A 24,331-nucleotide genomic window follows, 5' to 3' on the forward strand; every position below is an offset into this window, starting at 1 on the left:
TGGACGGGCTGACCGAGGGCGTCTTCGGTCGGCCCGTTGCCGCGTAGGTCGACGTTTGGAGGGCGCCACGTGTTCGAAAAAGTTCTCAAAGATCCCGTTCACGACGAGATCCTGTTTGACGATCCCCTCCTGTGGGCGCTGGTGAACGTACCGGCGTTTCAACGCCTTCGGCGCATCCGCCAGCTCGGGACCTCGTTTCTGACGTTTCACGGCGCGGAGCATTCCCGATTCGCCCATTCCTTGGGTGCGTACGAGACCATGCGCCGGGTGCTGTACCACCTGCAGCGAGAATGCGGCTGGCCGACCGACCCGCGCGAAATCCGGCTCGCTCTGGCCGCGGCACTTCTACACGATATCGGACACGGCCCCTTTTCGCACACGTTCGAGTCGGTTCTTGGCGTCCAGCACGAGGCGTGGACGCATCGCATCATTCTGGAAGATCCCGCGCTCCGGTCCGTGCTCGACGGTGTGGACGACGAATTCGCGCTCGATCTCGTCCGCGTCCTTCGTCGCGAGAGCCGGTATCCGGCCGTGGAGTCGCTCATCTCGAGCCAGCTCGACGTGGATCGGATGGACTACATGCTCCGGGACGCCGAAGCCACGGGCGTGTCGTACGGTTTGTTCGAACTCGCCAGGCTCATCCGCTCACTGACGTATTGGGACGGGCGCATCTACGTGAAACGTCAAAATCTCCACACGGTGGAACAGTACCTGTTGGCGCGATACTTTATGTACGTTCAGGTCTACCTGCACCCGGTCACGGTGGGAAGCGACGTCCTCGTCGAAAATATCCTTGTGCGCGCGAAGGATCTCGTTGCGCAGGGAGAGCGGATCGCCATGCCGGAGCCCCTCAGGCGCGTGCTTCAGGGCGACATGGAGGATGTGTCGTGGTACATCCGGTTGGACGAGTCCGTCTTGTTGTACGCCTTTCACACGTTTGCGGAAAACCCGGATCCCATTCTACGCGATCTCGCCGAGCGCTTCCTCCACCGCCGTCTGTTCGCGCCCGTGGTGCGCCAGGGATCGACGCCGGTGGACGATCTCGCACTGTTGCGCACCACGGCGAAGGCGATGGGCTTTCACCCAGACTACTATGTCTCGCTGCGCGCGTGTAAGATCCCGGGATATGACGTGATTGGTCAGGGACTGCTCCTGCGGGATGAAAGCGGCCGCGTCGAGGATCTCAGCCAGGCGTCCAAGCTCATCCGGACGCTCGTGCCAAGCCAGGAAGAGCGGCTGTTTTTGCCGAAGGAGATGCTGGATCCGTCCAATCCTCTCTCGGCGCGCGTCCGCTCCATCGCTTATTCCGCTCTTTGATCGGATCGGCGGCGGAACCAGAACCAGATCAGCGCAGCCACAAGGATGGCGGCGCCGACGTACGTGAAGGGCTTGACGTGATCGGCTAGGAGCTGCCAGTGCTTGTTCAGCTGGTAACCACCGTACGCGAGCGCGAGGTTCCACACGAACGATCCGAGCAGGCTGAAGAGGACAAATCGCGCGAGGGACATCCGCGCAAAGCCCGCGGGCAGCGACACGAACGTGCGCACGGCGGGCACCATGCGGCCGAAAAAGACCGTCGCTTCACCGAAGCGAAGGAACCAGCGTTCTGCGCGCTCCAGGTGGCGGGGCGTGAGACCGACGTAGCGGCCGTAGCGAAGGACGAAGGCCCGCCCTGCGTAGTTGCCAATGGCGTACGCCACGAGGCTGCCCACCACATTGGCCACCGCGGCCACTGCGACGGCAGGCCAAAAGCCGAGAAGGTGCCGATAGGCGAGGAAGCCGGCGAGCGGCATCACAACCTCAGAGGGAATGGGGATGCAGCAGCTCTCGAGGGCCATCAAGACGAAGATGCCGAGAAGGCCATGGTGGATCACAAGCGTAGTCAGATGCGACACGTTCATCCTCCGTTCCTTGAGCGTTGGGCGGACAGACCTGTCTCCCATGGTACCTGGTTTGCGCCACAACTCAAGGACCCTGTCGGATGAGGCCGAGTTCAAACCGAGCTTGTCCAGGCGCAGAACGGGTCATCCGTTCTGCGCGGCGCGCCCGAGCGTCGCAAGCGCTTCACGCATCGGCATGCCGGCATGAATCCCGAGTTCCTCGGCGGCCTGGGTTTGGCTCTCGACAGGCGCCGCGAGCAATTCCTCCAGCGTGCGAACGCCCGTCGCGCGCATGGCCACGACGTTTCGATCCCGCAGTTTGGTTCGCAAAAGTTGGACGTCCAGCGCCCCGCACATCGCGTACCCCACGGAATTCACAATGACGAGGAGCGTCGTCTTCGGCAAATCTACCTGCACCGCAGCGAAGGGATATCCTTCAATCCACATGGGCTCCACGCGCACCATCCCGCATCTCTCCTCCTCGCGTTCTCTCCATCGTATGAGCCGAAAGTGCCAAGGGTGCGCGCGCGTTGTCCCATCGAGGTTGTGATATCATGAGTGGCGGTGTCAGATTTGGCGCAGAGGGGAGAGTCATCGATGCATCCACATGTTGAAGTGTTGCGCGATCTCTGCGACGCCCACGGGATCTCGGGTTACGAATCCGGCGTCCGCAAGCTCTTCGAGGAGCGCCTCAGGCCGCTTTCCGAGGAATTGTTGCGAGACCGCACAGGCGGCGTGGTCGGACGCAAAACCGGTGACCCAAATGGGCCCAAGGTGCTCATTGCGGGCCACCTCGATGAAATCGGCTTCATGGTGACGCACATCACGTCGGAGGGCTTCCTGAAATTCCAGCCCATCGGCGGATGGTGGTCTCAGGTCGTGCTGTCGCAGCGCGTCATCGTGCAGACGCGCAAGGGGCCGCTGCTCGGCGTCACGGGCTCGAAGCCTCCTCACGTTTTGTCGGCGGACGAACGAAAAAAGGTGGTTGAACTGAAGGATGTGTTCGTGGACATCGGGGCCACGAGCAAGGAGCACGCCGAGGAAATGGGCGTGCGGCCGGGCGACGCCATCGTCCCGTACAGCCCGTTCACGCAGCTCGGCAATCCGAAGATGTATGTGTCGAAGGCGCTCGACAACCGACTTGGCTGCGCCACCGCGCTCTGCGTGCTCAAGGAACTGCAAGGGCAGTCCCACCCGAACGTTGTGTTTGCGGGCGCCACAGCTCAGGAGGAGGTTGGCCTGCGCGGCGCGAAAACGCTCGTTCATCTAGTCGATCCCGACATCGCCATCTCCATTGACGTGGGTGTGGCCGGCGATACGCCCGGGATTGAGAGCGGGGAGCGCCAGCACCTCGGCGACGCCGGCAAGGGCCCGCTGCTCATGATTTACGATCACTCCATGATCCCGAACAATCGCTTCCGCGATTTTGTGCTGGACATCGCCGCAGCGGAAAACATCCCGGTTCAGCTCAGCAGCCTGGCGGGGGGCGGTACGGACGCAGGGGCGTTCCACCTGCACGGCATCGGCGTGCCGAGCGTCAACATCGGCTTCGCGACGCGCTACATCCACAGCCACAACGGCGTCGTGCACGAGGACGACTATCTGCAGGCGATTCAGCTCGTCACGGCCATGGTCAAGGCGCTGGACAGGGATATGGTCACCGAAATTCAGGCGTGGTAAAGTGAAGAATGGACAGTCCGCGAGGCGCCGGTGACTCGGCGCCTCGCTTCTCGAGGAGGCCCCGGAATGCCCGATCTTCTGCATTTTCTGCAGGGCTTGTGGGGAAATACCGCGCTGATGGCTGCCATCTGCGCCATCGTGGTGACCCAAATTCTGAAGGTCCCCATCCATTATGTGACAACGCGAGCCTGGGATTGGAGCCGCGCCTTTGGGGCGGGGGGCATGCCGAGTTCCCACTCGGCGGGCGTGGTGGCCCTTGCCAGCGCGCTATGGTTTGTCGTCGGCCCGGGGTCACCCATTTTCGCCGTCGCCGTGGTCTTCGCCGCCATTGTCATGTACGATGCCGGCGGCATTCGGCGTCACGCCGGCGAGCACGCCGTCCTTTTGAACCGCATCGCGATGGAATTCTCCCAGCGGTCGGAGTCCGCCGTCGCAGGGCAGGCCGAAGGCGAACGCCTCAAGGAGATCCTCGGGCACGAACCGGCCGAGATCGTCGTGGGCGGCCTGATTGGCCTCGTTATCGGTATTGTGTTTGGCAGGTGGTGGTAACGTGGAGGGCGAGGGGTTTGCGCCAGCCAAGCATCTGACCTTCGATCCCGCCCTGCGCGATCCCGCGCCGCACTCGGTGCTCGTGTTTGCGAGGCTGTTCGACGGCTGCGTGTGGGTTCGCCATCACGCGCGGGGCTGGGAGCTTCCCGGGGGCAAGGTGGAGCCGGGTGAGACGCCGGACGCCGCAGCGCGGCGCGAAGCGTTTGAAGAGGCGGGCGCTCTGCTCGAGAACCTCGACTGGGTTGCCCAGTATACCATTGTCCTGCGCGACGGCTCCGAGGCGAGCAAATGGGTGTATCTCGCCGACGTGCACGACGTGAAGGCTCGGCCCGCGACGTCGGAGACCACGGCGGTGCGCCTCGTGCCTTGGATTTTGGGTCTACAAGGGTTCCCGTGCACCGATCGCAGCCCGTTTGTTCAGGATGACGTATTCGCGAGGCTTTTTTCGGAGGTTGCCTCGCGTTTTCAAGTGAGGTGAGACGGTGTTTCTGACAAAGGATCATAAGCGGCAAATTGAGGCGTGGCTCGAAGCCCTCAGCGCTCGGGCCGCGTGGTTGGAGGATTTGGCCGAGCGGGAGGACGCGTGGGAAGAAGATCTCACGTGGCAGCTCGCCGCCGAGCGCGCGCTGTGGACGAGCGTCGAGTACGTCACCGACATCGCCTCGCTCATCATCGACGCGCTTGTGATGCGCGATCCCGGCGGCTACGCCGATATCGTCAAAGTCCTCGTCGAGGAAGAGGTCCTCGACGCTCGGTGGTTCGATGTCTTCACCGGCGTGATCGACTTCCGATCTCGCCTGCTTCGCGATCACGCCCGCATCACGCCGAAGGACGTGCGCGAGGCCGTCTCGCGCTACGCGGATCTGTTCGCTCCCTTCATGGACCAGATTCGCGCGTTTTTGCGCAACCACTAGACGTCGTCGAGATCGTCCGGGATGTACACGGTCACCCGGCAGTTGCGCTTCACCCCAAACTGCAAGGCATGTTTCCGCGACGGCATGAGCACGTCGATGTGATGGCCTCGAATGGCACCTCCCGTGTCTTCCGCGATTCGCCAGCCCACGCCCTCGATGTAGAGCAGGCTGCCGTAGGGGATCACCGCCGGATCGACGGCAACGGTCCGTCCGATCACGGCGGGCCGCCCGGTGCTCGTCACCCCGAAGCCGGGATCGCCAGGGTCCTTTCCGGTGGAGAAGCGATCCAGGTTGTAGGCCGTGACGACAAACGTGTCGGTGAGCTTCCGACACCGGCGAATGTCGTAGCTGCGGCCGAACACCGTGATGGCCTCCGGCTCGGATCGCCACGACACCGACTGCGCGTGGGCGGTCGCGTGCGCCTGCTTCGCCACCGTCGTTCCGCGCGCCGGCGCGGCGCTCGAGCACCAACAAGCGGCTGCACAGACGAGTGTGAGGCACATACCTATGCATCGGGATCGGTTCATGGTTGTAAGATGTGCATAGAAGGGCAAATTATGCAACGCAAGGGGGCTATAGAATGGATGGGCCCGGCCGAAGCGAATGGTCATCGCGGCCGGGCGACTGTAGGGTTCAGGTGTACATTTGTCGAACAGCCGACAGGTGCCGATACCAGTACGATCCCGGCCGCACGCTGAGGAAGCCGACGCGTCCTAGCCCGCCGCCGCACTGGATCATTTCTCCGTTGCCTGCGTAAATCCCGACATGCCCGCCGTCGTCGAAGATGAGCAGGTCGCCAGGCTTCAGGTCGCTGTACGGGACGCGCCAGCCTACTTCGAGGTATTGAAGGCGTGACGACGTCGTAAAGCGATACCCGAGAGCGTGGTGATAGACGTACTCCACAAAGTTCGAGCAGTCGAATCCGTACTGACCGCGGTCTTCGTTGTGCCCCCAGATGTAGGGCGTGCCGATCTTGCTTTCGGCCACCTCCAGGACCGCCTGCGTTTTCTGTTGGTAAGACGCGTTTTCTGAAGCGAGAGGTCGAATGGACGGATCGAGATGAACCCCAGGGGGCAACGAAGTTTGCGCGAGGGCAGTGCAGCCGCCCATGGTCAGCGTTGCAAGAGTGGCGGCCGTCGCGGCAATCGCTCCAAGGGACGTTCGTTTCGGCAGCATGCTTCTCCTCCTGTAGCCTCCGAGGTTAGTTGACGGGTTCGGGTGGAAGAGTCCCCCTATGCGCACGAGGCGCAATTCACCCCTGGGCATCAAGCCCGCTTGTCCCCCGTACCTGCGTTTCGCAGGATTCGGCGTAATCTTGGTGTGAGTGGTGCACTGAAAGCGTAACAGGAAGCGCAAGCTCATTCATTACGAGAATCATGGATCAGGCGGAGGATGAATGCCTTAAAAGGAAGAGCCACAGGTAAATTGGTTTCTTCGATACGGTTCCTTGTGGAAAGTCAAAGGGTGATCTTGGAGGTTGGGAACTTCACGGAACTCCGCGGAACATCATCAAGCGACTGACGCGAAGGGACATCGGGACATCATACGGGGGCCAAAGCAAAGGCCCCGACTCGACGTCGGGGCCATGGAGGAACTGCGCTTCACGCGTTGGAAGCCGTATTGGAACCGGTTGTCGACGATGTCGGTTGCCCGCCTGGCAGATGGGCGCCTGAAGGATGGGGGAGCGTGCCGTTGACCCAGTCCGTGATCCACGTGTCGATCCGCCCCAATATCGCCTGTGCCTCGCTCGCGGTGATCTTTCCATTGGAAACGGCTTTTTGGATGTCGGCTTGCGCCGCATTCTCGAGGTCGGAGATGAGCGTTGACGTGGAGACGCCCTGTGCCGCAGCTATCTCGGCGAGGGTTTGCCCCTTACGCAAATCGGCGATGAGCGACGAGGTCGACAGGTGCAAGTCCTGCGCGGCAGTCGCAATCAACTCTCGGCGCCACACGCCGGCTCCGCGCGGACGCACCTTGTCCCATCCAGCCGGCCACTTTCCGTTCACCCACGCTTGAATGGCGAGATCGACCTTCGATTCGATTTTCGAAGCTTGTGCGCTCGTGAGGGTTCCGTTCGCAACGTCGGCTTGAATGTCTGACTGGGCCTTGCTTTCGAGATTCGAGATAAGCGTGGACGTAGAGATACCCGCTTGCGCGGCGAGCTGTTCCATCGTCTTGCCTTCTCGCCAGTCCTGGCGAAGAGCGGTTGGGGTGAGATGGAGTTCCTGTGCCGCTTCGCTCACAAGGTCTTGCCTCAGCGTGCGGAAGATTTGACGATCCGCGCGCACCGGCGATCCCGATTGCTCGCTGGCTGCGCGCACAGATTCGTGACCGCGGTCAACCGCTGCAAAGACCACACCGCCGCCCGCGGCGAGGGTCGACAGCACAGCGGCAGAACCAACAAGGGCCTTCCGGTGCAGGAACATTGGCATCGTTGCCACCTCCGTACCGAAACTGGAATAAGCGCGGTACGGTTGTAACGTAACACACCATGCTTGAAATCCGCTTGAAGCTTGGCTCGTGCCTCAGCTCACCCACCAGGGATCCCGGATGCAGGATTGGAGCACCATCTCCAACTGCTGAGATGACACGCGGTAGGGAACGTTCTTTTTCCGCTTGTGCCGGACCATTTGGACCATGCCGTCCCCGTAGAGGTACGCGGTGAACTCATACATCCGCTTACCCTCTTTGACGCGGATAAAAATCGGATTGTAGTTGAGTTCGGGGATCATCCCCCGCTCAAACAGGAAATCTGCCTGGTTAAATGCGTGAAGAAACCGGTCGCGATCACGTCCACGTAGTTCCGTTCCGTACACGTTGACCGATGTCACACGGGAGACATCAAACGTTGGATGGATGGACAGCGACGAAACGAGTCGGTTGACCCATATGCTTGGCGGTGTCAGTGCAAAAGCCAGAATGGGGAACGCGACGGCGGCAGCATATACAACCCACTGCGGAATGGCTGGCAACCCGGATCTCCCCTTGTTGATGAACTCGCCTTGACGATATTATAGCGCTCGGGGCGCGGCCATTTGTATCGAAATTTCCGGGACCGGCGCTACCTTTGTGACGTTTTGTGGAGTTGTAGAGCCCTTGGAGGAGTTGACACGCGTCTCAACGTCGATGTAAAGTATAGCTGCGTTCAGACGTGGACATATGCGGAAGTAGCTCAGGGGTAGAGCATCGCCTTGCCAAGGCGAGGGTCGCGGGTTCGAATCCCGTCTTCCGCTCCATTTGGAGGGGAGGTTTGGCCTCTCCTTCGTTGTCATGTGGAGAGGTGGGCGAGTGGTTGAAGTCAGCGGTCTTGAAAACCGCCGTGTCCGCAAGGGCACCGTGGGTTCGAATCCCACCCTCTCCGCCAACAAACTCAAAAATGGCGAGCGTTTTGAGCCCTCGCCATTTTTGGTTCACTCGCAGTTATGTTCACTCGCAGTTATGCCTCTTTCTTCTGCCCCCCTTCTGCCTATTGCCCTCTGCGAGGCTCGATGGAACAGTGGAAGTCCCCGGATTTGCTCCTGCGTTTGGGCCCTGATACACTGGGGCTGTCCGAGTCTGCGCAGGCGATAGAGGAGTGTCCCAATGGAACCAACCGAAAATCAAGCGTTATCGTCGCAAGGATTGCACGATCGCCATACCGATCATGTCGCTGCGACATACAAGACCTATGTCGACGCGGAAAAGGCGGTCGAAATGTTACTAGAAAGGCAGATCCCGGCGGTGCATATTTCATTAGTCGGGAAGAATTTCTCGATCGAAGATCGCCCGCTTGGCTTCACGACCATCCGCGGCGTGGCCAAGGAAGGCAGCAAATTTGGCGCCTTGTGGGGCGGTATGCTCGGCTTGCTCCTGGGCTTCACCGTGTTTTTCGCGCCGGTGACGGGGCCATTGCTCCTTTTCGGACCCATCGCGTACGCCTTAACCTCGGCGGTGGAAGGAGCCTTGTTTGGCGGGCTGGCTGGATTGCTCGTCGGCTGGGGCCTGAAGCACGAAAAAGCGGTCCAATTCGAGCGCTCTATCAAAGAGGGCGAGTACCTGGTGATGGTCAGCGGACCGTCTGACCTCGTGGCCAAGGCTTACTACGCGCTTCAACAAACGAATTGCACGCAAATTGAGATGTTTGACAACAGCAGTGTTCCGGAAGACGGGCGTTCGGCTCCGTCAACGGAAAAGCCTGCGGAAGCCTGATCCTGTTTCATGCGAATGCGCTGCGCAGACTCGGACTCGATTCAAGTCGAGTCGCTGGCGCGCCGGGCCCGTGGTCATCCAAGGTTAGTCAGTGCACGGGCCCGGCAAGCGCCTTACTCCGGAATTTTCTCTTTCATGAAATCTCCGATTTCTTTAAGCGCCTCGTCCGCTTCCGGGATTGGGAAGCTGTGAAATACGTGCCACATGTCCTCCCAGATATGCACTCGCGCCTCCACGCCAGCCTGCCGCAGCTTTTCGTGCAGTCTCACGGAGTCGTCGAGAAGGCATTCGTCGTGACCCACGTGAATGAGGATGGGGGGTAATCCAGTCAGATCCGCGTAAAGCGGCGACACTAGCGGATGTGTCAATTGTTCCGGACTGCAGTACAAGAGCGGCGCCTTGCGGATCCCTTCGGGTTCAAGCCAAGGGTCGTATGCGGCTCGCGATTCCATCGATGGCCCTGTGCCCGCTAAATCCGTCCAAGGCGAGAGGACTGCGGCGCACGCGGGAAGCGGTTTGCCGGCATCGCGCAGCGAGACGAGCGTGGCGAGCGTCAGACCACCTCCAGCGGAGTCTCCGGCGATGGCGATTCGGTCTGGTGCGATGTCTTGTGCGAGCAGGGATTCGTACGCTTTCACGGCGTCCTCCACTGCGGCTGGAAACTTGTGTTCGGGGGCAAGTCGGTACTCGATGAGGGCGACGCGCGCTCCCGACGCTTGAGCGAGCCGCCACGCCAGGCTTCGGTGGGATTCACAGCTGCCCATGTAGTACGCACCGCCGTGCAGGTACAGCATGACCCGCGTCGTGGGCTCGTCGGCTATCGCAACCCATTCGCCGGGCACGCCGCCGAACGACGTTCGCTCCACCCTCACGTTTTCGGGCTTAGGAATGGTCCGGCCCATTTGATCCAGGCCAGCTCGCTGTGCTTCTAGGCTGAGTTCTGCGGGGTTCTGTGATGCGCGCATTTGTTGCAACATCGATCGAACGGAAAGCGCCTGTGGGCTAGGCATGGGAACGCCTCCTTTGTAAGCGGTATCACTTTACTAGCTAGAATATCACATTGCTCAAATGCTGACGATCCCGCCCGCGTATGGAGATACCCATGGTCAACCGTGCGGGCGGATCGCATGTTTGAACCGATGCCGTAACCAGAGACAGGACGGACCAGCAAAGACAGAGAACAAAGGCATGAGAGGGTAGCGGAACCGGTCCCACGCGGGGAAGAAGAAAAAGAAGCACGTGTAGTAGACGATGAAAGTCAGAAGAAGCGCAGACCACCGGCGAGCATCCCGATGTCTCCTCCACGTATAGGCGATGCCGAGCAAGCTCAGGCACATCAGTACCCAATACGCCACGGTCGTGCATGCATCAATGGCGTGAAGCCATGAATGAAACCGGACGGACATGCGGAAGGTGTACCAATTCGCATTGACGTCGTTCTTGTACAAGTCAAAGATCTTGATCCATCCGTTCAAGAAGGTCTTCCAGGGATGGTGCAAGATGTATTGCTCGGCGAGATGTTCTCCAAGTTCGTTTTTCGTGATTTCGTTGGTCACTTGTACTAAGGGATTGACGTACGGGTTGTACGACCACCAGTAGCCGCCGTTGACGTGAACACCTTGCCACAAATTTGTGCCGCCGTTCGTCGATACGAGGACGAAGTGGCCCATAGCGATACGATTTCGAAGGGTGACGGGCAGGATCGCGACAAACATGAAAATAGCCACGCAGAGGACGCGAAGAAGGGCGCGGGCCGCCCGCGACGCCATCCGCATGGCGGGTGATGTGCCAGCGGGGTTGGCCATCCACCACTCGTACACGAACAAAAAGGCGGGAAACGCCAAGGGGATGGGCCGGACATCGCAAGCGAGCCCCATCATCGCACCTGCCACGGCCAGCCATCGAAATCTGGGTGGACCGCTCGCCCCTCGCACATAAAGGACAAAGAACAGCATGAGGAGGAGCGTGAACAATTCTTCGGAACCCAAGACGCTGTTCCATAGAATCTGGCTTGGCAGGCAGGTGTACGCCACTGCTGCGCACGTGGCGTATCTCCAGTCCTGGAACAGCATGCGGGTCAACGCATAAATCAGGCACACGATGCCCGTCGACAGGAGAACGTTCACCGCGAGACCGATCCTGACGGACGGTCCTGTCACACGGTAGATCACGGACAGAAAAAACGGCCAGCCGATGGGCCAATAGGCCGTCGGATGCCCCATCCAGTTGTAGCCCTGGTTGTGGGCCAGTTCAACCGCGCGCTCATAGTACCAAGCGAAATCCGCCTGCTGCGCGGGGTGCATGAAAGAGATCCACGCGAACCTCAGCACGAGGTTGACGGCGATGAGAATGGCCATCGCACGTCCGTCCCGACGCAAACTCGCACTGCCTATCATGTGCGCTTGCTCCTTTCCACGCTGTCCCCAATCCTAGCGCAAATCCGGCAAAGTTTCGAGCTTGGAACAGATTTGTGGGTTACCTCAGGCATTCCAAGCGATAAGATGAGGTCAAAAAAGCGAAAGATCCCTGGACACGCGATGAAAAATACCCAGACTCGTATTCTGTAAAATTGGAATTGCATGGCGAATCGTAGGCGGGATCGTGCAAGCGCTATCATCGCCGGATCGCCGTGGTGAGACAGAGTGCCCACTCGCGCAGAACGCCAAGAGAGGTGAGACAAAGTGTCGAGCACAACCGCGGTGAAGTATGGCCAATGGAACAAACTGTACCTTGGAGGAGAGTGGAGGCCTGGGACGAGCAGCAGGACGGTGACGGTTCGCAATCCGTACAATCAGGAGGTCCTCGCGGAGCTTCCGCTGGCATCGGTGCAAGATATCGATCTGGCTTATCGAAAAGCCCAGGCGGCACAGCAAGCGTGGGCTGAGGCGAGTGCATTCACGCGCGCCGAGGCGATGGAGCGCGCGGCCGCCATTCTCACGCAGAGGAAGGCCGAGATCGTGCGCTACCTGGTCGAGGAGACGGGAAGTTCCCATCTGAAGGCGAGCATCGAGGTGGATGCTTCCATCGGCGATATCAAACTGGCCGCCGAGTATGCGCACAAAATGACCGCTGTCATCCTTCCCTCGGCCATTCCGGGCAAGGAAAATCGCGTGTATCGCACCCCCGTCGGAGTCGTGGGCGCTATCACGCCGTGGAATTGGCCGTTTTACCTCAGCATCCGCGTGGTGGCCCCGGCCCTTGCGACGGGGAACGCCATCGTCCTCAAGGCGGATTCTCAGACGCCCATCACTGGCGGGCTTCTCGTGGCTGAGTTGTTTGAACAGGCGGGGCTTCCACCCGGGCTGTTGAGCGTGGTGGTAGCCGATCTCGACGAGATTGGCGACGCGATGGTCGAACATCCGATTCCGCGGGTGATCTCGTTCACTGGATCCACGGCTGCAGGCCGACATATCGCTGAGGTCGCGGCGCGATCGCTGCGCAAGGTAGCGCTCGAGCTCGGCGGGAACAACGTGTTCATCGTGCTGGACGATGCGGACGTCGACCGGGCGGTCGCCGCAGCTGTGTTCGGGAAATATCTGCACCAAGGCCAGATCTGCATTGCGACGAATCGCATGATTGTCCACCGCAAGGTGTACGATGAGTTTGTCGAGAAGTTCAAGGCAGCTACCGAAAAGGTGAAGGTCGGCGATCCGGCAGACTCCGAGACGGTGATTTGTCCCCTCATCAACGAGCGCCAGGCGAAACGGATCATGGGCCTCATCGACGAGAGCGTAAAGATGGGGGCGCGCCTCGTTTTGGAGGGGAAGCTCGAAGGCCAGCTCATGTACCCCTACATCCTGGCCGATGTGACGAACGACATGCCTATCGCGAAAAACGAGATCTTTGGTCCGGTGGCGGCGATTCTGCCTGTGGACAGCGAGGAAGAGGCCGTGAACGTGGCAAACGACTCGGACTATGGACTGTCGGGCGCGGTGTTCACGGGAGATCTCGAGCGTGGCATTCGCGTCGCCCAGCGCATCGTCACAGGGATGATCCATGTCAATGACCAGACGGTCAACGTGGAATCCAACGTACCGTTTGGGGGAGAAAAGGCTTCCGGCATCGGCCGTTATTGCGGCGAATGGGGCATCGAGGAGTTCACGACGCTGAAGTGGATTTCTGTGCAGAAGGAGCCCAGGGAGTATCCGTTTTCGTAAACCTGTGTGACAGGATGACGAAGCGGTAGAACGCGGACCGATGCTGTCGTGATGGCGCCAAGGCCGCCAGAAAAAAAGCCCTCATGTTTCTCGCGGCGTGGGGAAACCTCAAGGGCGATCACGAGGAGGTGTCCGACATGGATCTTCAGCGCGCGAAGGAAATCGCTTCGTCGCCCGTGATGGCCCACGTCACACACGAGGGCCATCAGGTGTACATTCAGTCGGTGGATGAGGAAACCCAGAAGGCCAGAGTGTATCATCTCAAGAACCCGGACCATCGCTACGAGGTACACGTGCGCGATTTGACGGAGCAACACGTGGTGCATTGACCTTCTGCGGAGCGCCGGCGTAGACTTAACAGCCGGCGCTCATCGCTTTGCATGGCCATCAGCTTAGCGCAGGAGAGATTTCACACGCTCCATCTCCTGCACGAGTTCCTGCACCCTTTTCGCTGCAGGCATGGGCTTGGCCATGGGGTAGCCCTGTCCCGCCCACAGCGACATTCGTTCGGCATCTCCCAACACAGCCGCGCGGCGGCGAATCGGCTGAGTCAGGGTGTTCTGAAGCGGGTACGGCGGAACCTGTATCCCTGCTCGTTCCACCGCTTCCATGAAGGCGTTGCGAATGCCTCGCGCAGGTCTGCCTGAGAAACTCCGCGTCAAAGCCGTGCCGCGATCCCGCCACTCCATGACGGCTCGTTTGTACGCCGGGTGGGCGCCGCTCTCGTCCGTCACCAGGAAACTTGTCCCCATTTGCACCGCGATTGCACCCAACGCGAGGCACGCGACAATGCCTCGGCCGTCCATGACGCCGCCCGCCGCGATGACCGGAATGCGGACGCGATCGACCACTTGAGGCACGAGCGCCATCGTCCCGATGAGCCGGGTTTCGTCGATGGGCAGGAAGGAGCCCCGGTGGCCACCGGCCTCATATCCTTGCGCGATCACGGCATCACAGCCTGCTTGCTCGAGCGCCGCGGCTTCCTCCGGCGTGGTGGCCGTGCCGATGACGCACGCGCCCGCTGCTTTCCACCACCGTATGGTGTCGGCGTCAGGACAGCCAAATGTAAAGCTTAGGATGGGCACGCGCTCTTCTAGGATGACGTCCACCTGAGCTTCGAACGCGGCGAGCGTTGGCATATGAGGGTCGATGCCGTCGATCTCGTCCGCCAGTGCCGGATCGTCCAACCACTCGCGCAGCCATGTCTTCATCGCCATGATAGTATGGTTCGCGTCTCCCTTGGGGTCCTCCGGGATAAACACGTTGACACCGAACGGGGCGTCCGTCAACGCCCGCACGCGGCGAATGGCTGCCCGCGTCTCTTCGGGGGACAGGTACCCCACGCCGAGGAAGCCGAGACCTCCCGCGTCGCTCACGGCCGCGACCAGTTCGGGTGTCGACGGGCCTCCGGCCATCGGTGCGGCGAAAATCGGGTGGCGCACGCCCAGAGCCCGAAGCCACTCGTTCGTTTGAGCCATGGAATCCCTCCTTCGCCCTGTGAGGCGCATGGAACCAGATGGTGTTCAGTGTATACCTCTCCGGCCGGCGGGGCAAAATGTGAGCACAGGAGGTTGATGTGCCGCGAGAACGGACGCATTGGCGTGGTTCGGTGGCGTGTCAACAGCCTTTGCAAAAGGGGCGGCCGAGAGGCTGCTCCTTTTGTCTGTGCACGGCCATCGCGCTCTGGTGCTAATCTTGCAACCTTCTCTACTTGTCGAAGAGTTCTGTCTGTTCTATGATGAGGGCGATCCGCCGCGTGAGCGGAACTCGGACAGACAAGGAGTGGAGAGCGTGGCAGAAGCACAGGTAGGCGTGATAGGTCTTGCGGTCATGGGCAAAAACCTGGCCCTGAATATCGAGAGCCGAGGCTTCACGGTTGCTGTGTACAACCGCACGGCCTCGAGAACACAGGAACTTGCGGAAGAGGCGAAAGACAAGAAGATGATACCGACCTACTCGCTTCAGGATTTCGTCGCCTCGCTTGAGCGCCCGCGGCGCATCATCCTGATGGTCCAGGCTGGACGCCCCGTGGACGAGGCGATTTCGCAACTCGTGCCGCTGCTCGAGCTCGGAGACGTGATTGTCGACGGGGGGAATTCGTACTTCGAGGACACGCGGCGGCGGCACAGGGAGCTCGAGGAAAAGGGCATTCTCTTCATCGGTACAGGCATTTCCGGCGGCGAAGAAGGGGCGCTGAAGGGACCTGCCATCATGCCGGGCGGCAGCCGGGACGCGTACGCGCTCGTCGAGCCCATTTTGACGGCCATCGCCGCGAAGGTGGGCGAGGATCCTTGCTGCACCTACATCGGCCCAGACGGCGCAGGCCACTATGTGAAGATGGTCCACAACGGCATCGAATACGGCGACATGCAGCTCATTTGCGAGGCGTATCACCTGCTGAGCGAGGTCCTCGGCCTGTCCGCCGACGAGCTCCACCACGTCTTTTCGGAGTGGAACAAAGGCGAACTCGACAGTTACCTGATCGAAATCACCGCGGACATCTTCTCGAAGCGCGATCCGGAGACTGGGCGGCCCATGGTCGACGTCATCCTCGACACGGCCGGACAAAAAGGAACTGGCAAGTGGACGAGCCAAAGCGCCCTCGATCTCGGCGTGCCCCTCACGATGATTACCGAAAGCGTCTTCGCCCGCTTTTTGTCGGCCATGAAGGAGGAACGCGTGGCCGCGAGCAGGGTGCTTCCCGGCCCCGAGCGGCCTCGGGAATCGCTCGATCGCGACGCGTTCATCGAGGATGTCCGCCGCGCGCTTTACGCGAGCAAGATCTGTTCGTACGCGCAAGGCTTCGCCCAACTGCGCCAAGCGTCGCAGGAGTACGGGTGGAATCTCAATCTCGGCGCCATCGCGATGATCTTCCGCGGCGGCTGCATCATCCGGGCCCGCTTCTTGCACAACATCAAGGAGGCTTACGACCGGAATCCTGATCTTCCAAACTTGCTTCTGGATCCTTACTTCCGGGCGTTCATTGCGTCGTACCAGGATTCATGGCGCCGCGTCGTGGCGACTGCCGTCGCTTACGGCGTGCCTGTTCCTGCGTTTGCGAGCGCGCTCGCGTACTACGACAGCTATCGCTCGGAGCGGCTGCCCGCCAACCTGCTGCAGGCGCAGCGAGATTACTTCGGTGCACACACGTTTCGCCGGACCGATCGCGATGGCGTGTTCCACTTCCACTGGCTGAGCGGCGAGCCCATGTTGACGGAAGTCTGAGCCTGCTCTTTCCACTCCGTGGATACACATCGGCCCGGTCCCTGTGGGTCTGCAAAAAAATCACCCACAGGGGCTTGCGTTTTCTCGAGAACCGTGATACATTACTCAACGTCGACTTCGTCAGTGACGCGATGAGCGGAGACGAGCGACAGAGACGCGTGCCCGTAGCTCAGTTGGATAGAGCGTTTGACTACGAATCAAAAGGTCGGGAGTTCGAATCTCTCCGGGCACGCCATGTGATTCCCGGAGTGGCGGAATTGGCAGACGCACACGACTCAAAATCGTGCGGGAAACCGTGCCGGTTCGAGTCCGGCCTCCGGGACCAACGCTTGACGGGGAGACCATGTGGGGCTATAGCTCAGTTGGGAGAGCGCCAGAATCGCACTCTGGAGGCCAGCGGTTCGAATCCGCTTAGCTCCACCACATTCCTCGATAGCTCAGCGGTAGAGCATCCGGCTGTTAACCGGAGGGTCGTAGGTTCGAATCCTACTCGGGGAGCCAACGCACTCCCCGTCAAGCGAGGCAATCTTCACATGTGGATACCCGCAATTGAGTGAGATGGGCGGTTAGCTCAGCGGGAGAGCACTCGCCTCACACGCGAGGGGTCGGCAGTTCGATCCTGCCACCGCCCACCATTTTTATGGGCTCATAGCTCAGTCGGCTAGAGCGCACGACTGATAATCGTGAGGTCGGTGGTTCGAGTCCACCTGGGCCCACCACATACCTACGAGAGAAACCCCGAAACTGCTTGCTATAAGCGGATTTTCGGGGTTTCTCTATACATCGTAGTGACAAGGAAGTTACAAGTCTCAATCAGACAAGGAATGCAAGCGGCGCGCTTGCATCATGGTCTTCAGTTTTTCCATCGCTTCACGTTGCATTGCGTCAGTGACATGAGCATAAATGTCGGCTGTGATGGTGATTGAACCGTGGCCTAGTCGTTCGCTCACGATCTTCAGATCCACGCCACTCTCGAGCAGCCACGTTGCGTGGGTATGTCGAAGTCCGTGAAATGAAACTGGCGGGAGTTGAAGCTCCTTTCTTGCGGTTTGAATTGCGTTATTCCAACTGTTTGGGGAAGGTAATGGCGTTGCAGGAAGACGAACAACAAATGGTAGTTAGGTTAAAACAGTGGACACAGCGAATCGAGAATGTAAGAATAAGTCGATTCGAGGTGAGCCACGTGACACAAAAGTACGACAACGACTTTAAACTCCATGCTGTTCAACTCGCTTTGGAAGGCCACAAGCCAGCAAGTGAAATCGCACGCGATCTCGGGATATCTGTGAAGAGTTTGTACGGGTGGATCGCGAAGTATCGCGAAGATCCTGAAACCCCGTTCGTCGGAAGCGGAAACCTGAGACCAGAAGCGAAAGCGATGCGCGATCTGGAGTGGGAAAATCGCCAATTGCGAGAGGAGAATGAGATCCTAAAAAAAGCCATGCGCATCTTCACCAACGACCGGAAGTAGTGTATGCCTGGATCCACAAGCACCGCTCCGAATTTCCGGTTCAGAAGATGTGCAAAGTCCTCGGTGTATCTCGGAGCGGCTACTACGCATGGCGCGGACGGCCCGAAAGTCTTCGGGCCAAGCGCAGGAAGCGACGGATTCGTCGCATTCATGAACTGTTCCTGCAATCTCGTCGATTGTATGGGAGTCCAAAGATCACAGCGCTCCTACGTCGGGACGGGGAACGCATCGCACAAAAGACGGTAGCGCGTCTCATGCGAGAGCACGGGCTTCGGAGTCGTACCGTACGCAAGTACAAAGCGACAACCGATTCGAAGCATCGTCATCCCGTGCATGAGAACGTCCTCAATCAACGCTTTGTGGCAGAACGGCCAGGACAGGTCTATATGGCAGATATCACGTACATTCCGACAGATGAAGGCTGGGTGTATCTTGCCAGCGTTGAAGATCTGTACAGCCGTAAGATTGTGGGTTGGAACGCAGGTGCGAGGATGTCCAAAGAGCTCTGCATCCGCGCGTTGGAGCAAGCACACAAACACAGGCAGCAACGCGACGGCGTTGTCCTGCACCATTCGGATCGTGGAAGCCAGTACGCGTCGCATGAGTATCAGAACCGGCTCAGAGCCTATGGGATGACGGCAAGCATGAGTCGGAAAGGGAATTGTTATGACAATGCTTGTATGGAATCATTCCACAGCGTGCTCAAGCGAGAACTCGTGTACCTAGAGAGATTCCGGACGCGAGCTGAGGCCATCCGACGGATCTTCGAGTACATCGAAATCTGGTACAACCGACAACGGATCCACGGTGCAGTTGGGTATCGGACGCCCGATGACGTCGAGCGCCAATACTTCGAGGCGAAGTTGAAAGGTGTCGGTGCAGATGGCCAAGTGAGTGCTTGACGTGGAGAGGCGGGCATGATAGCCTGGCCGGTCTTCCAAGGGCGAGCGTGGCTCGGCTGCGGTCAAACGCGACATCATGCCCGCGGAGGCTCCATGTCAAGCACGGCCGAGGCAGCGCATCGCGCAGGAAATCTTGTACATTCTCGGTTTTGATGTGTCCACTGTATTGACTCAATACCACTTCGGTATGAGCGGTTATCTCGTCCTCAACCCCGTATTCGCAAAATAACACCGCTCCCATTCGTCCGGGGTATGGTATCCGATGGATGCGTGGATTCGCTTTCGGTTGTACCAGACTTCGATGTACTCAAAAATCCGCTGGATGGCCTCCGCACGCGTTTTGAATCGCTCCAGATAGATGAGTTCCCGCTTGAGAACGCTGTGAAAGGATTCCATGCAGGCATTGTCATAACAGTTTCCCTTTCGACTCATGCTTGGCACCATACCATACGCTCGTAGGCGATCTTGATACTCGTGCGACGCGTATTGGCTACCGCGATCCGAATGATGGAGCGTGACACATCCTTCTCTGCGCCGTCCTCGTCGATAGGCCTGATCAAGTGCGTCCAAGCAAAGTTCTTTCGTCATGCGTGCATCCGCACGCCATCCGACGATCTTTCGAGTATACAAGTCCTCCACGCTCGCCAGATACACCCACCCCTCGTCGGTCGGGATGTACGTGATATCGGCCATGTACACCTGACCGGGGTGCTCCGTCACAAAGCGTTGGTCGAGCACGTTCTTGTGCACAGGATACGTGTGTTGTGACGCCGTGGTGGCCTTGTGCTTGCGCACCGTCCGGCTTCGGAGGCCGTGCTCTTTCATCCAACGCGCCACGGTCTTTTGAGCAATGCGTTCTCCTTCTCGACGAAGAAGTGCCGTAATCTTCGGACTGCCGTACAAGCGCCTGGACTCCACAAACAACTCGTGAATCCGTCGAATCAAGCGCTTGCGTCGCTTCGCACGTTGGCTTTCCGGGCGTTTGCACCAGGCGTAATACCCGCTCCGAGAAACCCGTAGGAGTTGGCACATCTTCTGAACCGAAAGCTCGGAGCGGTGTGCATGGATCCAAGCGAAGGCTACTTCCGGTCGTGCGTGAAGATGCGCACAGCTTTTTTTAGGATCTCGTTCTCCTCGCGCAAACGTCGGTTTTCCCGCTCCAAATCGCGTTGGGCTTGTGCATCCGGGCGCAGGTGTCCACTTCCAACAAAGGGGTGATCGGGATCCTCACGATACTTGGCGATCCACCCATACAAGCTCTTCGGGGAAATCCCGAGATCACGAGCCACTTCGCTCGCCGGTCTGTCACTCTCGAGCGCCAACTCTACTGCGTGCAGTTTAAATTCTTTGTCGTACTTCTGTGTCACAAGGGCTCACCTCGAATTCAACTTATTTTTACATTCTCGATTCGCCCTGTCCACAGTTTGATCCTAACATCAGTGAGCCAGCGATCGCTCCATCGAGATGAGCGAGCAAGTGTTGCTGTTGACGATTTCGATGTAGGACGAGGATGCTTCTTTTAGACAAAGGGATCACCACCAATCCGATGTGTTATACACATATAAGAATACCGTGAAATCGCCCAATGAACAATGACTTTTTCAGAGCTCTCGTCTTACCTGAGCGATATCGGCGGCGCTTACGCACGACCAACGGTGTCGAACGGCTCAACGAAGAGATTCGGCGCCGCGAGCGGGTCATTCGCATCTTCCCCAACCGGGAATCGGCGATCCGTCTGCTGGGGCGTTACTGATGGAAATCGACGAAGAATGGACGACAGGGCGGAAATATTTCAACATGGACGAGCACGAGGCATGGAAGAAGGCGCAACAGGCCTGGAGAGAATCAGCTCAGGCTTGTGCAGCAACGGCCTAAGCGCTCACCGCTCCATTCGCCAAAGAGGGCAATTTTACACACGATCTCGGACTTGACCTTCTGGCGTCGGCCTCGAGTGAACTTCCGTTTAAACACTGGAGAGGTGCGAAGGCACCCTCTAAGTTTATTGACGAAAAGATTGGGTATTGACATGCAGCTTTATACTTACCTATACTGTCAATAAGTAACCGTTTTCATGAAAGGAGGGTAACGGACCCGAATACATCGGAACTAGGTATTCTGTCAAATGTGGTCTCGAGTACACATGTGAGGGGGAAACGATATGCGTGCGAAGAAGATTAGATATGCCACAATGGCTGCGTCCGTAGCGGTGGCGGGAATAGTGGCTTCTGGATGTGGAACGAATGGCGCCTCGAACTCAAGTATTACGCAGACGCGACAGGAGAGCGCGTCAACTCACCAGCCTGTGACGATTACGGTGGCTGCGTGGAATGATGCTGCAGACTCCTTGAGAGCAGAGATTCCTGGATTTGAGAAGAAGTACCCATGGATTAAGGTGAACGTAGAATACGTGGATACGGCCTATCAGAAGGTCATTCCAGAGCTTGTTGCTGGGGACGCTCCAGATATTATTCAGGTACAGCAACGAGATTTTCAGACGTTTCTCCATAAGTTTCCTGGGGATTTTGTGGATTTGAGCCCCTATATGGGTTCAATTAAAAATCATATCGCTCCTGTCGCGCTGGATGTAACGCTGCAGAACGGTCAAATCTATGCCGCGCCGTGGGATCTGGGGCCAGCTGCATTGTATTATCGGAAAGATCTTTTTCGCGAAGCGGGCATTAATCCAAATTCAATCAAGACGTGGGCAGACTACCTCGCTGCAGGAAAGAAGTTGGTGGCTCATTTCCATGGGAAGGTCAAAATGCTAGCAGAGAACACATCGGAACCAAGTCAAGGTATACAGACCACTCTTATGATTTTGGTCAATGAGCTTGGTGGAAGCTATGTGAATCGTAATGGGGATATCGACTTCTTGAATCCTCAACTCGAGAAGGCCATGAGTGTGATTCAGCAATGGGGCAAGGCGGGTATTGTGGCGGATGCTCCAACTTGGAACGATGGTATCGCTGCCTTTGCAAATGGTCAGGTTGCCACGATTTTGTCAGCGGTGTGGTACGCAGGTACCATGATGAATAGCGCCCCCAAACAAAGTGGTCTGTGGGGGATTGTTCCGCTTCCGGCATTCACTCCGGGAGGGAACAATGAGGCTGACACAGGCGGATCTGTTTTGGCAATTACGAAGGATAGCAAGAATCCTCAGGCGGCCTGGGACTTCATCAACTATTGTTTGTATACCGTCCCAGGTGAGAACGTGCAATTGAAGTACGGGCTTTTCCCTTCATGGGAGTCGTATTATACAGCTAAGGGTACCGATTTTGATCAGAATTTCCCCTACTTTGGTATGCCCATTTATAAGTTCTTCGCATCCGTCTCTAAGCACATCCCGACCACCAATTATGGTGGATATTTTGAGGATTATTCCCAGCCGCTATCTCAGGCCTACATTTCGGTGTTTAAGGGGGCGAATATTACTCAAGCGCTTCAGACCGCCGAACAGAACGCCGCACGTATTTCCGGGCAGTCTATTTCCAACGGATGAAGTTCTATCTAACCAGTGGCACGATGGTGTGCCACTGGTTCCCCATTTTGCATCAAAGACGGACTTGAGGTGATCTGCGTGTCTGCTGTCGAACGGGAGTCTGTGATCGGAGAAAGAGAGAATCGCTCGATAAGAAGACGGGCGCGTTTCCTTCATCAGCCTGGGGTTCCGTTTTGGATTCCCTATGTCTTCATTACGCCGTTTTTCGTGATCTTCGCTCTCTTTATGCTCTATCCAATCGTGGACACCTTGGTTCTTTCCTTTGAAAACTGGTCTACCGTTCATTCCACATGGGTTGGAATCGAGAATTACAGACTGGTGATTACGGACCCGGCATTTTGGACTTCTCTTTTGAACGACGCGTTCATTTTGCTCATTCAAGTACCCGTTATGTTGTTCATTGCCACCCTTTTAGCGGTCGCTTTGAATGCCCGCTTTCTCAGACTGAAATGGTTGTTCAGGCTGCTGATCTTTTTCCCTGTCCTCGTTGACGCGGTAACGTACACGATTGCGTTTCAGCTGATCTTTAATCCTAGCTTCGGGATGATGAATTATCTATTACATCTCGTCGGTATTACGTCCATTAACTGGATAGGAAACTTGTGGGCTGCGCGTTTGGCGATCTTTCTTGTTGTGACATGGAGATGGACCGGATACAACGCGATCATTATCTTGTCCGGTCTTCAGAATGTTCCTGAAGAGGTATATGAATCTGCTGTCGTGGACGGAGCAGGACGCGTTCGGACGTTCTTCCAAATCACTTTGCCTTTACTTCGTCCGGTGATTCTCTTCTGTACCATCTTGTCCACCGTGGGCACTTTGCAACTCTTCACAGAACCATACATTCTGACGGGAGGCGGGCCCGGCGATGCTACAGAAACTCCAATGCTTTATCTCTATAATATAGGCTTCCAGAATTACAACTTTGGTCTGGCCTCAGCAGGAACGTACATTCTAACTACCATTATTGCGATACTCTCGTATTTTCAGATCCGCGTGTCTCGTGGGGGCGACTACAGTGCGTGAGAGCATTCCTGTAAAAGTTCTCATCTATGTATTTTTAATTCTCGCGGTTATTGTATCGATTTACCCGATTTACTGGATATATGTCGCTTCAACCTTGTCGGATGGGCAAATCTTTCATTTCCCACCGTCGAATTGGTTTGGAGATCATTTGTTGCAAAACGTGCATATGCTTGAATCCACCATGCCTGTGTGGAGGGATTTAGCGAATAGTATTGTCGTTTCAGGCATTACTACAATCAGTGTGGTGTTTTTCTCCGCAATGGTGGGCTTCGCCTTTGCCAAGTATCGCTTTTGGGCAAAGTCGTTTCTATTCTTTGTTGTGTTGATCACGATTATGATACCGATGCAAACCACACTCATTCCCCTATTCATTATTGTGACTAAGTTACACTGGGAAAACAGTTATCAAGGCTTGATAGTTCCTTTCCTCGTGAATGGGTTCGGTGTCTTTTTTATGAGACAGCAAATGCAGTCGTTTCCTTCTGAGCTCTTAGAAGCTTCACGAATAGATGGTGCGAGCGAGTTTTACACGTTCTTTCGCATCGTGATGCCGAATATGTTGCCTTCCATGGCGGCATTGGGCATCCTCACTTTCCTACAGCAGTGGGGCAACTTCATTTGGCCATTGATCGTGATCAACAGCAGAAACATGTCGACGATTCCACTTATGCTTGAGCAGCTCGATCAACCGGGGAATGTAATTCACTACGGACCCATCTTTGCTGGAGCAGCGATCGGGCTAATTCCCCTCATGATTGTCTTCATTGCTTTGCAAAGATATTTTATATCGGGAATGTATAGTGGATCTGTAAAGGGGTAACACACATCCTTTGCATCTGG

Annotated in this window: 24 protein-coding genes, 8 tRNA genes, 1 pseudogene and 1 riboswitch; of the genes and pseudogenes, 22 read left to right on the forward strand and 11 right to left on the reverse strand. The window is 57.7% G+C overall.

Annotation, left to right across the window (positions count from 1 at the left end):
• Positions 1-69 precede the first annotated feature (69 nt).
• Entirely contained in the window at positions 70-1,317 is a 1,248-nt protein-coding gene (locus tag TC41_RS04945) for an HD domain-containing protein (protein WP_014463921.1), read from the forward strand.
• Here TC41_RS04945 and TC41_RS04950 read toward each other — a convergent pair.
• Both TC41_RS04950 and TC41_RS04955 read right to left on the reverse strand, forming a co-directional pair.
• Complete coding sequence (locus tag TC41_RS04950; protein WP_014463922.1) at positions 1,302-1,901, reverse strand: DedA family protein; 600 nt, start codon at positions 1,899-1,901, stop codon at positions 1,302-1,304. The genes TC41_RS04945 and TC41_RS04950 overlap by 16 nt on opposite strands.
• Positions 1,902-2,024: 123 nt before the next feature.
• On the reverse strand, positions 2,025-2,345 hold the full coding sequence (locus TC41_RS04955; protein WP_014463923.1) for a YunC family protein: 321 nt from the start codon (positions 2,343-2,345) through the stop codon (positions 2,025-2,027).
• A 132-nt stretch (positions 2,346-2,477) separates the two neighbouring features.
• Between TC41_RS04955 and TC41_RS04960 the strand changes: the two genes are divergently transcribed.
• The 4 genes from TC41_RS04960 to TC41_RS04975 all read left to right on the forward strand — a co-directional run bounded on the left by TC41_RS04960 (position 2,478) and on the right by TC41_RS04975 (position 5,023).
• Complete coding sequence (locus TC41_RS04960) at positions 2,478-3,560, forward strand: M42 family metallopeptidase (RefSeq protein ID WP_014463924.1); 1,083 nt, start codon at positions 2,478-2,480, stop codon at positions 3,558-3,560.
• A gap of 66 nt (positions 3,561-3,626) precedes the next feature.
• Entirely contained in the window at positions 3,627-4,109 is a 483-nt protein-coding gene (locus TC41_RS04965; protein WP_014463925.1) for a divergent PAP2 family protein, read from the forward strand.
• 1 nt (position 4,110) lies between these two features.
• Positions 4,111-4,587, forward strand: a complete 477-nt coding sequence (locus TC41_RS04970; protein WP_014463926.1) for an NUDIX domain-containing protein — start codon at positions 4,111-4,113, stop codon at positions 4,585-4,587.
• Positions 4,588-4,591: 4 nt separating this feature from the next.
• Positions 4,592-5,023 (forward strand): DUF86 domain-containing protein, encoded by a 432-nt coding sequence (locus TC41_RS04975; protein ID WP_014463927.1) that lies wholly within the window; start codon positions 4,592-4,594, stop codon positions 5,021-5,023.
• On the opposite strand, the gene TC41_RS04980 is transcribed toward TC41_RS04975, so the two are convergent.
• The 4 genes from TC41_RS04980 to TC41_RS04995 form a co-directional block, all read right to left on the reverse strand.
• Positions 5,020-5,457 (reverse strand): 3D domain-containing protein, encoded by a 438-nt coding sequence (locus TC41_RS04980; protein ID WP_014463928.1) that lies wholly within the window; start codon positions 5,455-5,457, stop codon positions 5,020-5,022. The two genes, TC41_RS04975 and TC41_RS04980, sit on opposite strands and share 4 nt — an antisense overlap.
• Positions 5,458-5,656: 199 nt before the next feature.
• Positions 5,657-6,199 carry a C40 family peptidase gene (locus TC41_RS04985; protein ID WP_014463929.1) on the reverse strand — a complete coding sequence of 181 codons (543 nt, stop codon included), beginning with the start codon at positions 6,197-6,199 and terminating at the stop codon, positions 5,657-5,659.
• Positions 6,199-6,343, reverse strand: a riboswitch (cyclic di-AMP (ydaO/yuaA leader). Its footprint overlaps the gene before it by 1 nt.
• A 281-nt stretch (positions 6,344-6,624) precedes the next feature.
• Positions 6,625-7,455, reverse strand: coding sequence for a hypothetical protein (locus TC41_RS04990; protein ID WP_041695067.1), 831 nt, complete (start codon positions 7,453-7,455; stop codon positions 6,625-6,627).
• 93 nt (positions 7,456-7,548) lie between these two features.
• Positions 7,549-7,995: a YfmQ family protein gene (locus TC41_RS04995; protein ID WP_041695068.1), complete on the reverse strand. Its 447-nt coding sequence runs from the start codon at positions 7,993-7,995 to the stop codon at positions 7,549-7,551.
• 189 nt (positions 7,996-8,184) lie between these two features.
• Between TC41_RS04995 and TC41_RS05000 the strand changes: the two genes are divergently transcribed.
• The 3 genes from TC41_RS05000 to TC41_RS05010 all read left to right on the forward strand — a co-directional run bounded on the left by TC41_RS05000 (position 8,185) and on the right by TC41_RS05010 (position 9,211).
• Positions 8,185-8,259 (forward strand) — tRNA-Gly (locus TC41_RS05000).
• A 38-nt stretch (positions 8,260-8,297) separates the two neighbouring features.
• Positions 8,298-8,387: transfer RNA gene (locus tag TC41_RS05005), tRNA-Ser, on the forward strand.
• A gap of 218 nt (positions 8,388-8,605) precedes the next feature.
• Positions 8,606-9,211, forward strand: coding sequence for a general stress protein (locus TC41_RS05010; RefSeq protein ID WP_014463932.1), 606 nt, complete (start codon positions 8,606-8,608; stop codon positions 9,209-9,211).
• A gap of 113 nt (positions 9,212-9,324) precedes the next feature.
• On the opposite strand, the gene TC41_RS05015 is transcribed toward TC41_RS05010, so the two are convergent.
• Both TC41_RS05015 and TC41_RS05020 read right to left on the reverse strand, forming a co-directional pair.
• Positions 9,325-10,221, reverse strand: a complete 897-nt coding sequence (locus tag TC41_RS05015) for an alpha/beta hydrolase (RefSeq protein WP_041695069.1) — start codon at positions 10,219-10,221, stop codon at positions 9,325-9,327.
• 96 nt (positions 10,222-10,317) lie between these two features.
• Positions 10,318-11,568, reverse strand: a complete 1,251-nt coding sequence (locus tag TC41_RS05020; RefSeq protein ID WP_014463934.1) for a glycosyltransferase family 39 protein — start codon at positions 11,566-11,568, stop codon at positions 10,318-10,320.
• Between the two features lie 324 nt (positions 11,569-11,892).
• Here TC41_RS05020 and TC41_RS05025 point away from each other — a divergent pair, with 324 nt between their 5' ends.
• Together TC41_RS05025 and TC41_RS05030 are read left to right on the forward strand one after the other, a co-directional pair.
• A complete protein-coding gene (locus tag TC41_RS05025; protein ID WP_014463936.1) occupies positions 11,893-13,368 on the forward strand; it encodes an aldehyde dehydrogenase family protein in 1,476 nt (491 codons plus the stop codon).
• Between the two features lie 137 nt (positions 13,369-13,505).
• A complete protein-coding gene (locus TC41_RS05030) occupies positions 13,506-13,697 on the forward strand; it encodes an H-type small acid-soluble spore protein (protein WP_041695711.1) in 192 nt (63 codons plus the stop codon).
• A 63-nt stretch (positions 13,698-13,760) separates the two neighbouring features.
• On the opposite strand, the gene TC41_RS05035 is transcribed toward TC41_RS05030, so the two are convergent.
• Positions 13,761-14,846, reverse strand: coding sequence for an NAD(P)H-dependent flavin oxidoreductase (locus TC41_RS05035; protein WP_014463938.1), 1,086 nt, complete (start codon positions 14,844-14,846; stop codon positions 13,761-13,763).
• A gap of 313 nt (positions 14,847-15,159) precedes the next feature.
• Between TC41_RS05035 and gndA the strand changes: the two genes are divergently transcribed.
• From gndA to TC41_RS05070, 7 genes are all read left to right on the forward strand, one after another.
• Complete coding sequence (gndA, locus tag TC41_RS05040; RefSeq protein WP_041695712.1) at positions 15,160-16,593, forward strand: NADP-dependent phosphogluconate dehydrogenase; 1,434 nt, start codon at positions 15,160-15,162, stop codon at positions 16,591-16,593.
• Positions 16,594-16,751: 158 nt separating this feature from the next.
• A tRNA-Arg gene (locus TC41_RS05045) sits at positions 16,752-16,828 on the forward strand.
• A gap of 7 nt (positions 16,829-16,835) precedes the next feature.
• Positions 16,836-16,918: transfer RNA gene (locus TC41_RS05050), tRNA-Leu, on the forward strand.
• Positions 16,919-16,940: 22 nt separating this feature from the next.
• Positions 16,941-17,016 (forward strand) — tRNA-Ala (locus TC41_RS05055).
• Positions 17,017-17,019: 3 nt separating this feature from the next.
• Positions 17,020-17,094, forward strand: a tRNA-Asn gene (locus TC41_RS05060).
• Between the two features lie 59 nt (positions 17,095-17,153).
• Positions 17,154-17,228: transfer RNA gene (locus tag TC41_RS05065), tRNA-Val, on the forward strand.
• Between the two features lie 7 nt (positions 17,229-17,235).
• Positions 17,236-17,312: transfer RNA gene (locus TC41_RS05070), tRNA-Ile, on the forward strand.
• A gap of 90 nt (positions 17,313-17,402) precedes the next feature.
• Here TC41_RS05070 and TC41_RS15680 read toward each other — a convergent pair.
• Positions 17,403-17,648 (reverse strand): tyrosine-type recombinase/integrase, encoded by a 246-nt coding sequence (locus tag TC41_RS15680; RefSeq protein ID WP_081462247.1) that lies wholly within the window; start codon positions 17,646-17,648, stop codon positions 17,403-17,405.
• A 128-nt stretch (positions 17,649-17,776) separates the two neighbouring features.
• Between TC41_RS15680 and TC41_RS05080 the strand changes: the two genes are divergently transcribed.
• Positions 17,777-18,966, forward strand: a protein-coding gene (locus TC41_RS05080) for an IS3 family transposase (RefSeq protein WP_202797562.1) whose coding sequence is annotated in 2 segments (ribosomal slippage) — positions 17,777-18,023 and positions 18,023-18,966 — 1,191 coding nt in all. Because the reading frame shifts where the segments join, the coding sequence is not laid out codon by codon here.
• 195 nt (positions 18,967-19,161) lie between these two features.
• On the opposite strand, the gene TC41_RS05085 is transcribed toward TC41_RS05080, so the two are convergent.
• Positions 19,162-20,333 (reverse strand): IS3 family transposase gene (locus tag TC41_RS05085; protein WP_258165038.1). Its coding sequence is split into 2 segments (ribosomal slippage): positions 19,162-20,075 and positions 20,075-20,333, totalling 1,173 coding nucleotides; the frame shifts between segments, so codons are not numbered across the junction.
• 224 nt (positions 20,334-20,557) lie between these two features.
• On the opposite strand from TC41_RS05085, the pseudogene TC41_RS15685 reads away from it, so the two are divergent.
• From TC41_RS15685 to TC41_RS05105, 4 genes and pseudogenes are all read left to right on the forward strand, one after another.
• Positions 20,558-20,841 (forward strand): annotated as a pseudogene (locus TC41_RS15685) (transposase); the annotation flags it as partial.
• Between the two features lie 283 nt (positions 20,842-21,124).
• Positions 21,125-22,465: an ABC transporter substrate-binding protein gene (locus tag TC41_RS05095; protein ID WP_041695072.1), complete on the forward strand. Its 1,341-nt coding sequence runs from the start codon at positions 21,125-21,127 to the stop codon at positions 22,463-22,465.
• 78 nt (positions 22,466-22,543) lie between these two features.
• Complete coding sequence (locus TC41_RS05100; RefSeq protein WP_049784332.1) at positions 22,544-23,491, forward strand: carbohydrate ABC transporter permease; 948 nt, start codon at positions 22,544-22,546, stop codon at positions 23,489-23,491.
• A complete protein-coding gene (locus TC41_RS05105) occupies positions 23,484-24,311 on the forward strand; it encodes a carbohydrate ABC transporter permease (protein ID WP_041695073.1) in 828 nt (275 codons plus the stop codon). The genes TC41_RS05100 and TC41_RS05105 overlap by 8 nt, the downstream gene beginning before the upstream one ends.
• The last annotated feature ends 20 nt before the right edge of the window (positions 24,312-24,331 follow it).

Origin of the sequence: Alicyclobacillus acidocaldarius subsp. acidocaldarius Tc-4-1 (genome assembly GCF_000219875.1) — a bacterium.
In the GTDB taxonomy this organism is placed as follows: domain Bacteria; phylum Bacillota; class Bacilli; order Alicyclobacillales; family Alicyclobacillaceae; genus Alicyclobacillus; species Alicyclobacillus acidocaldarius_A.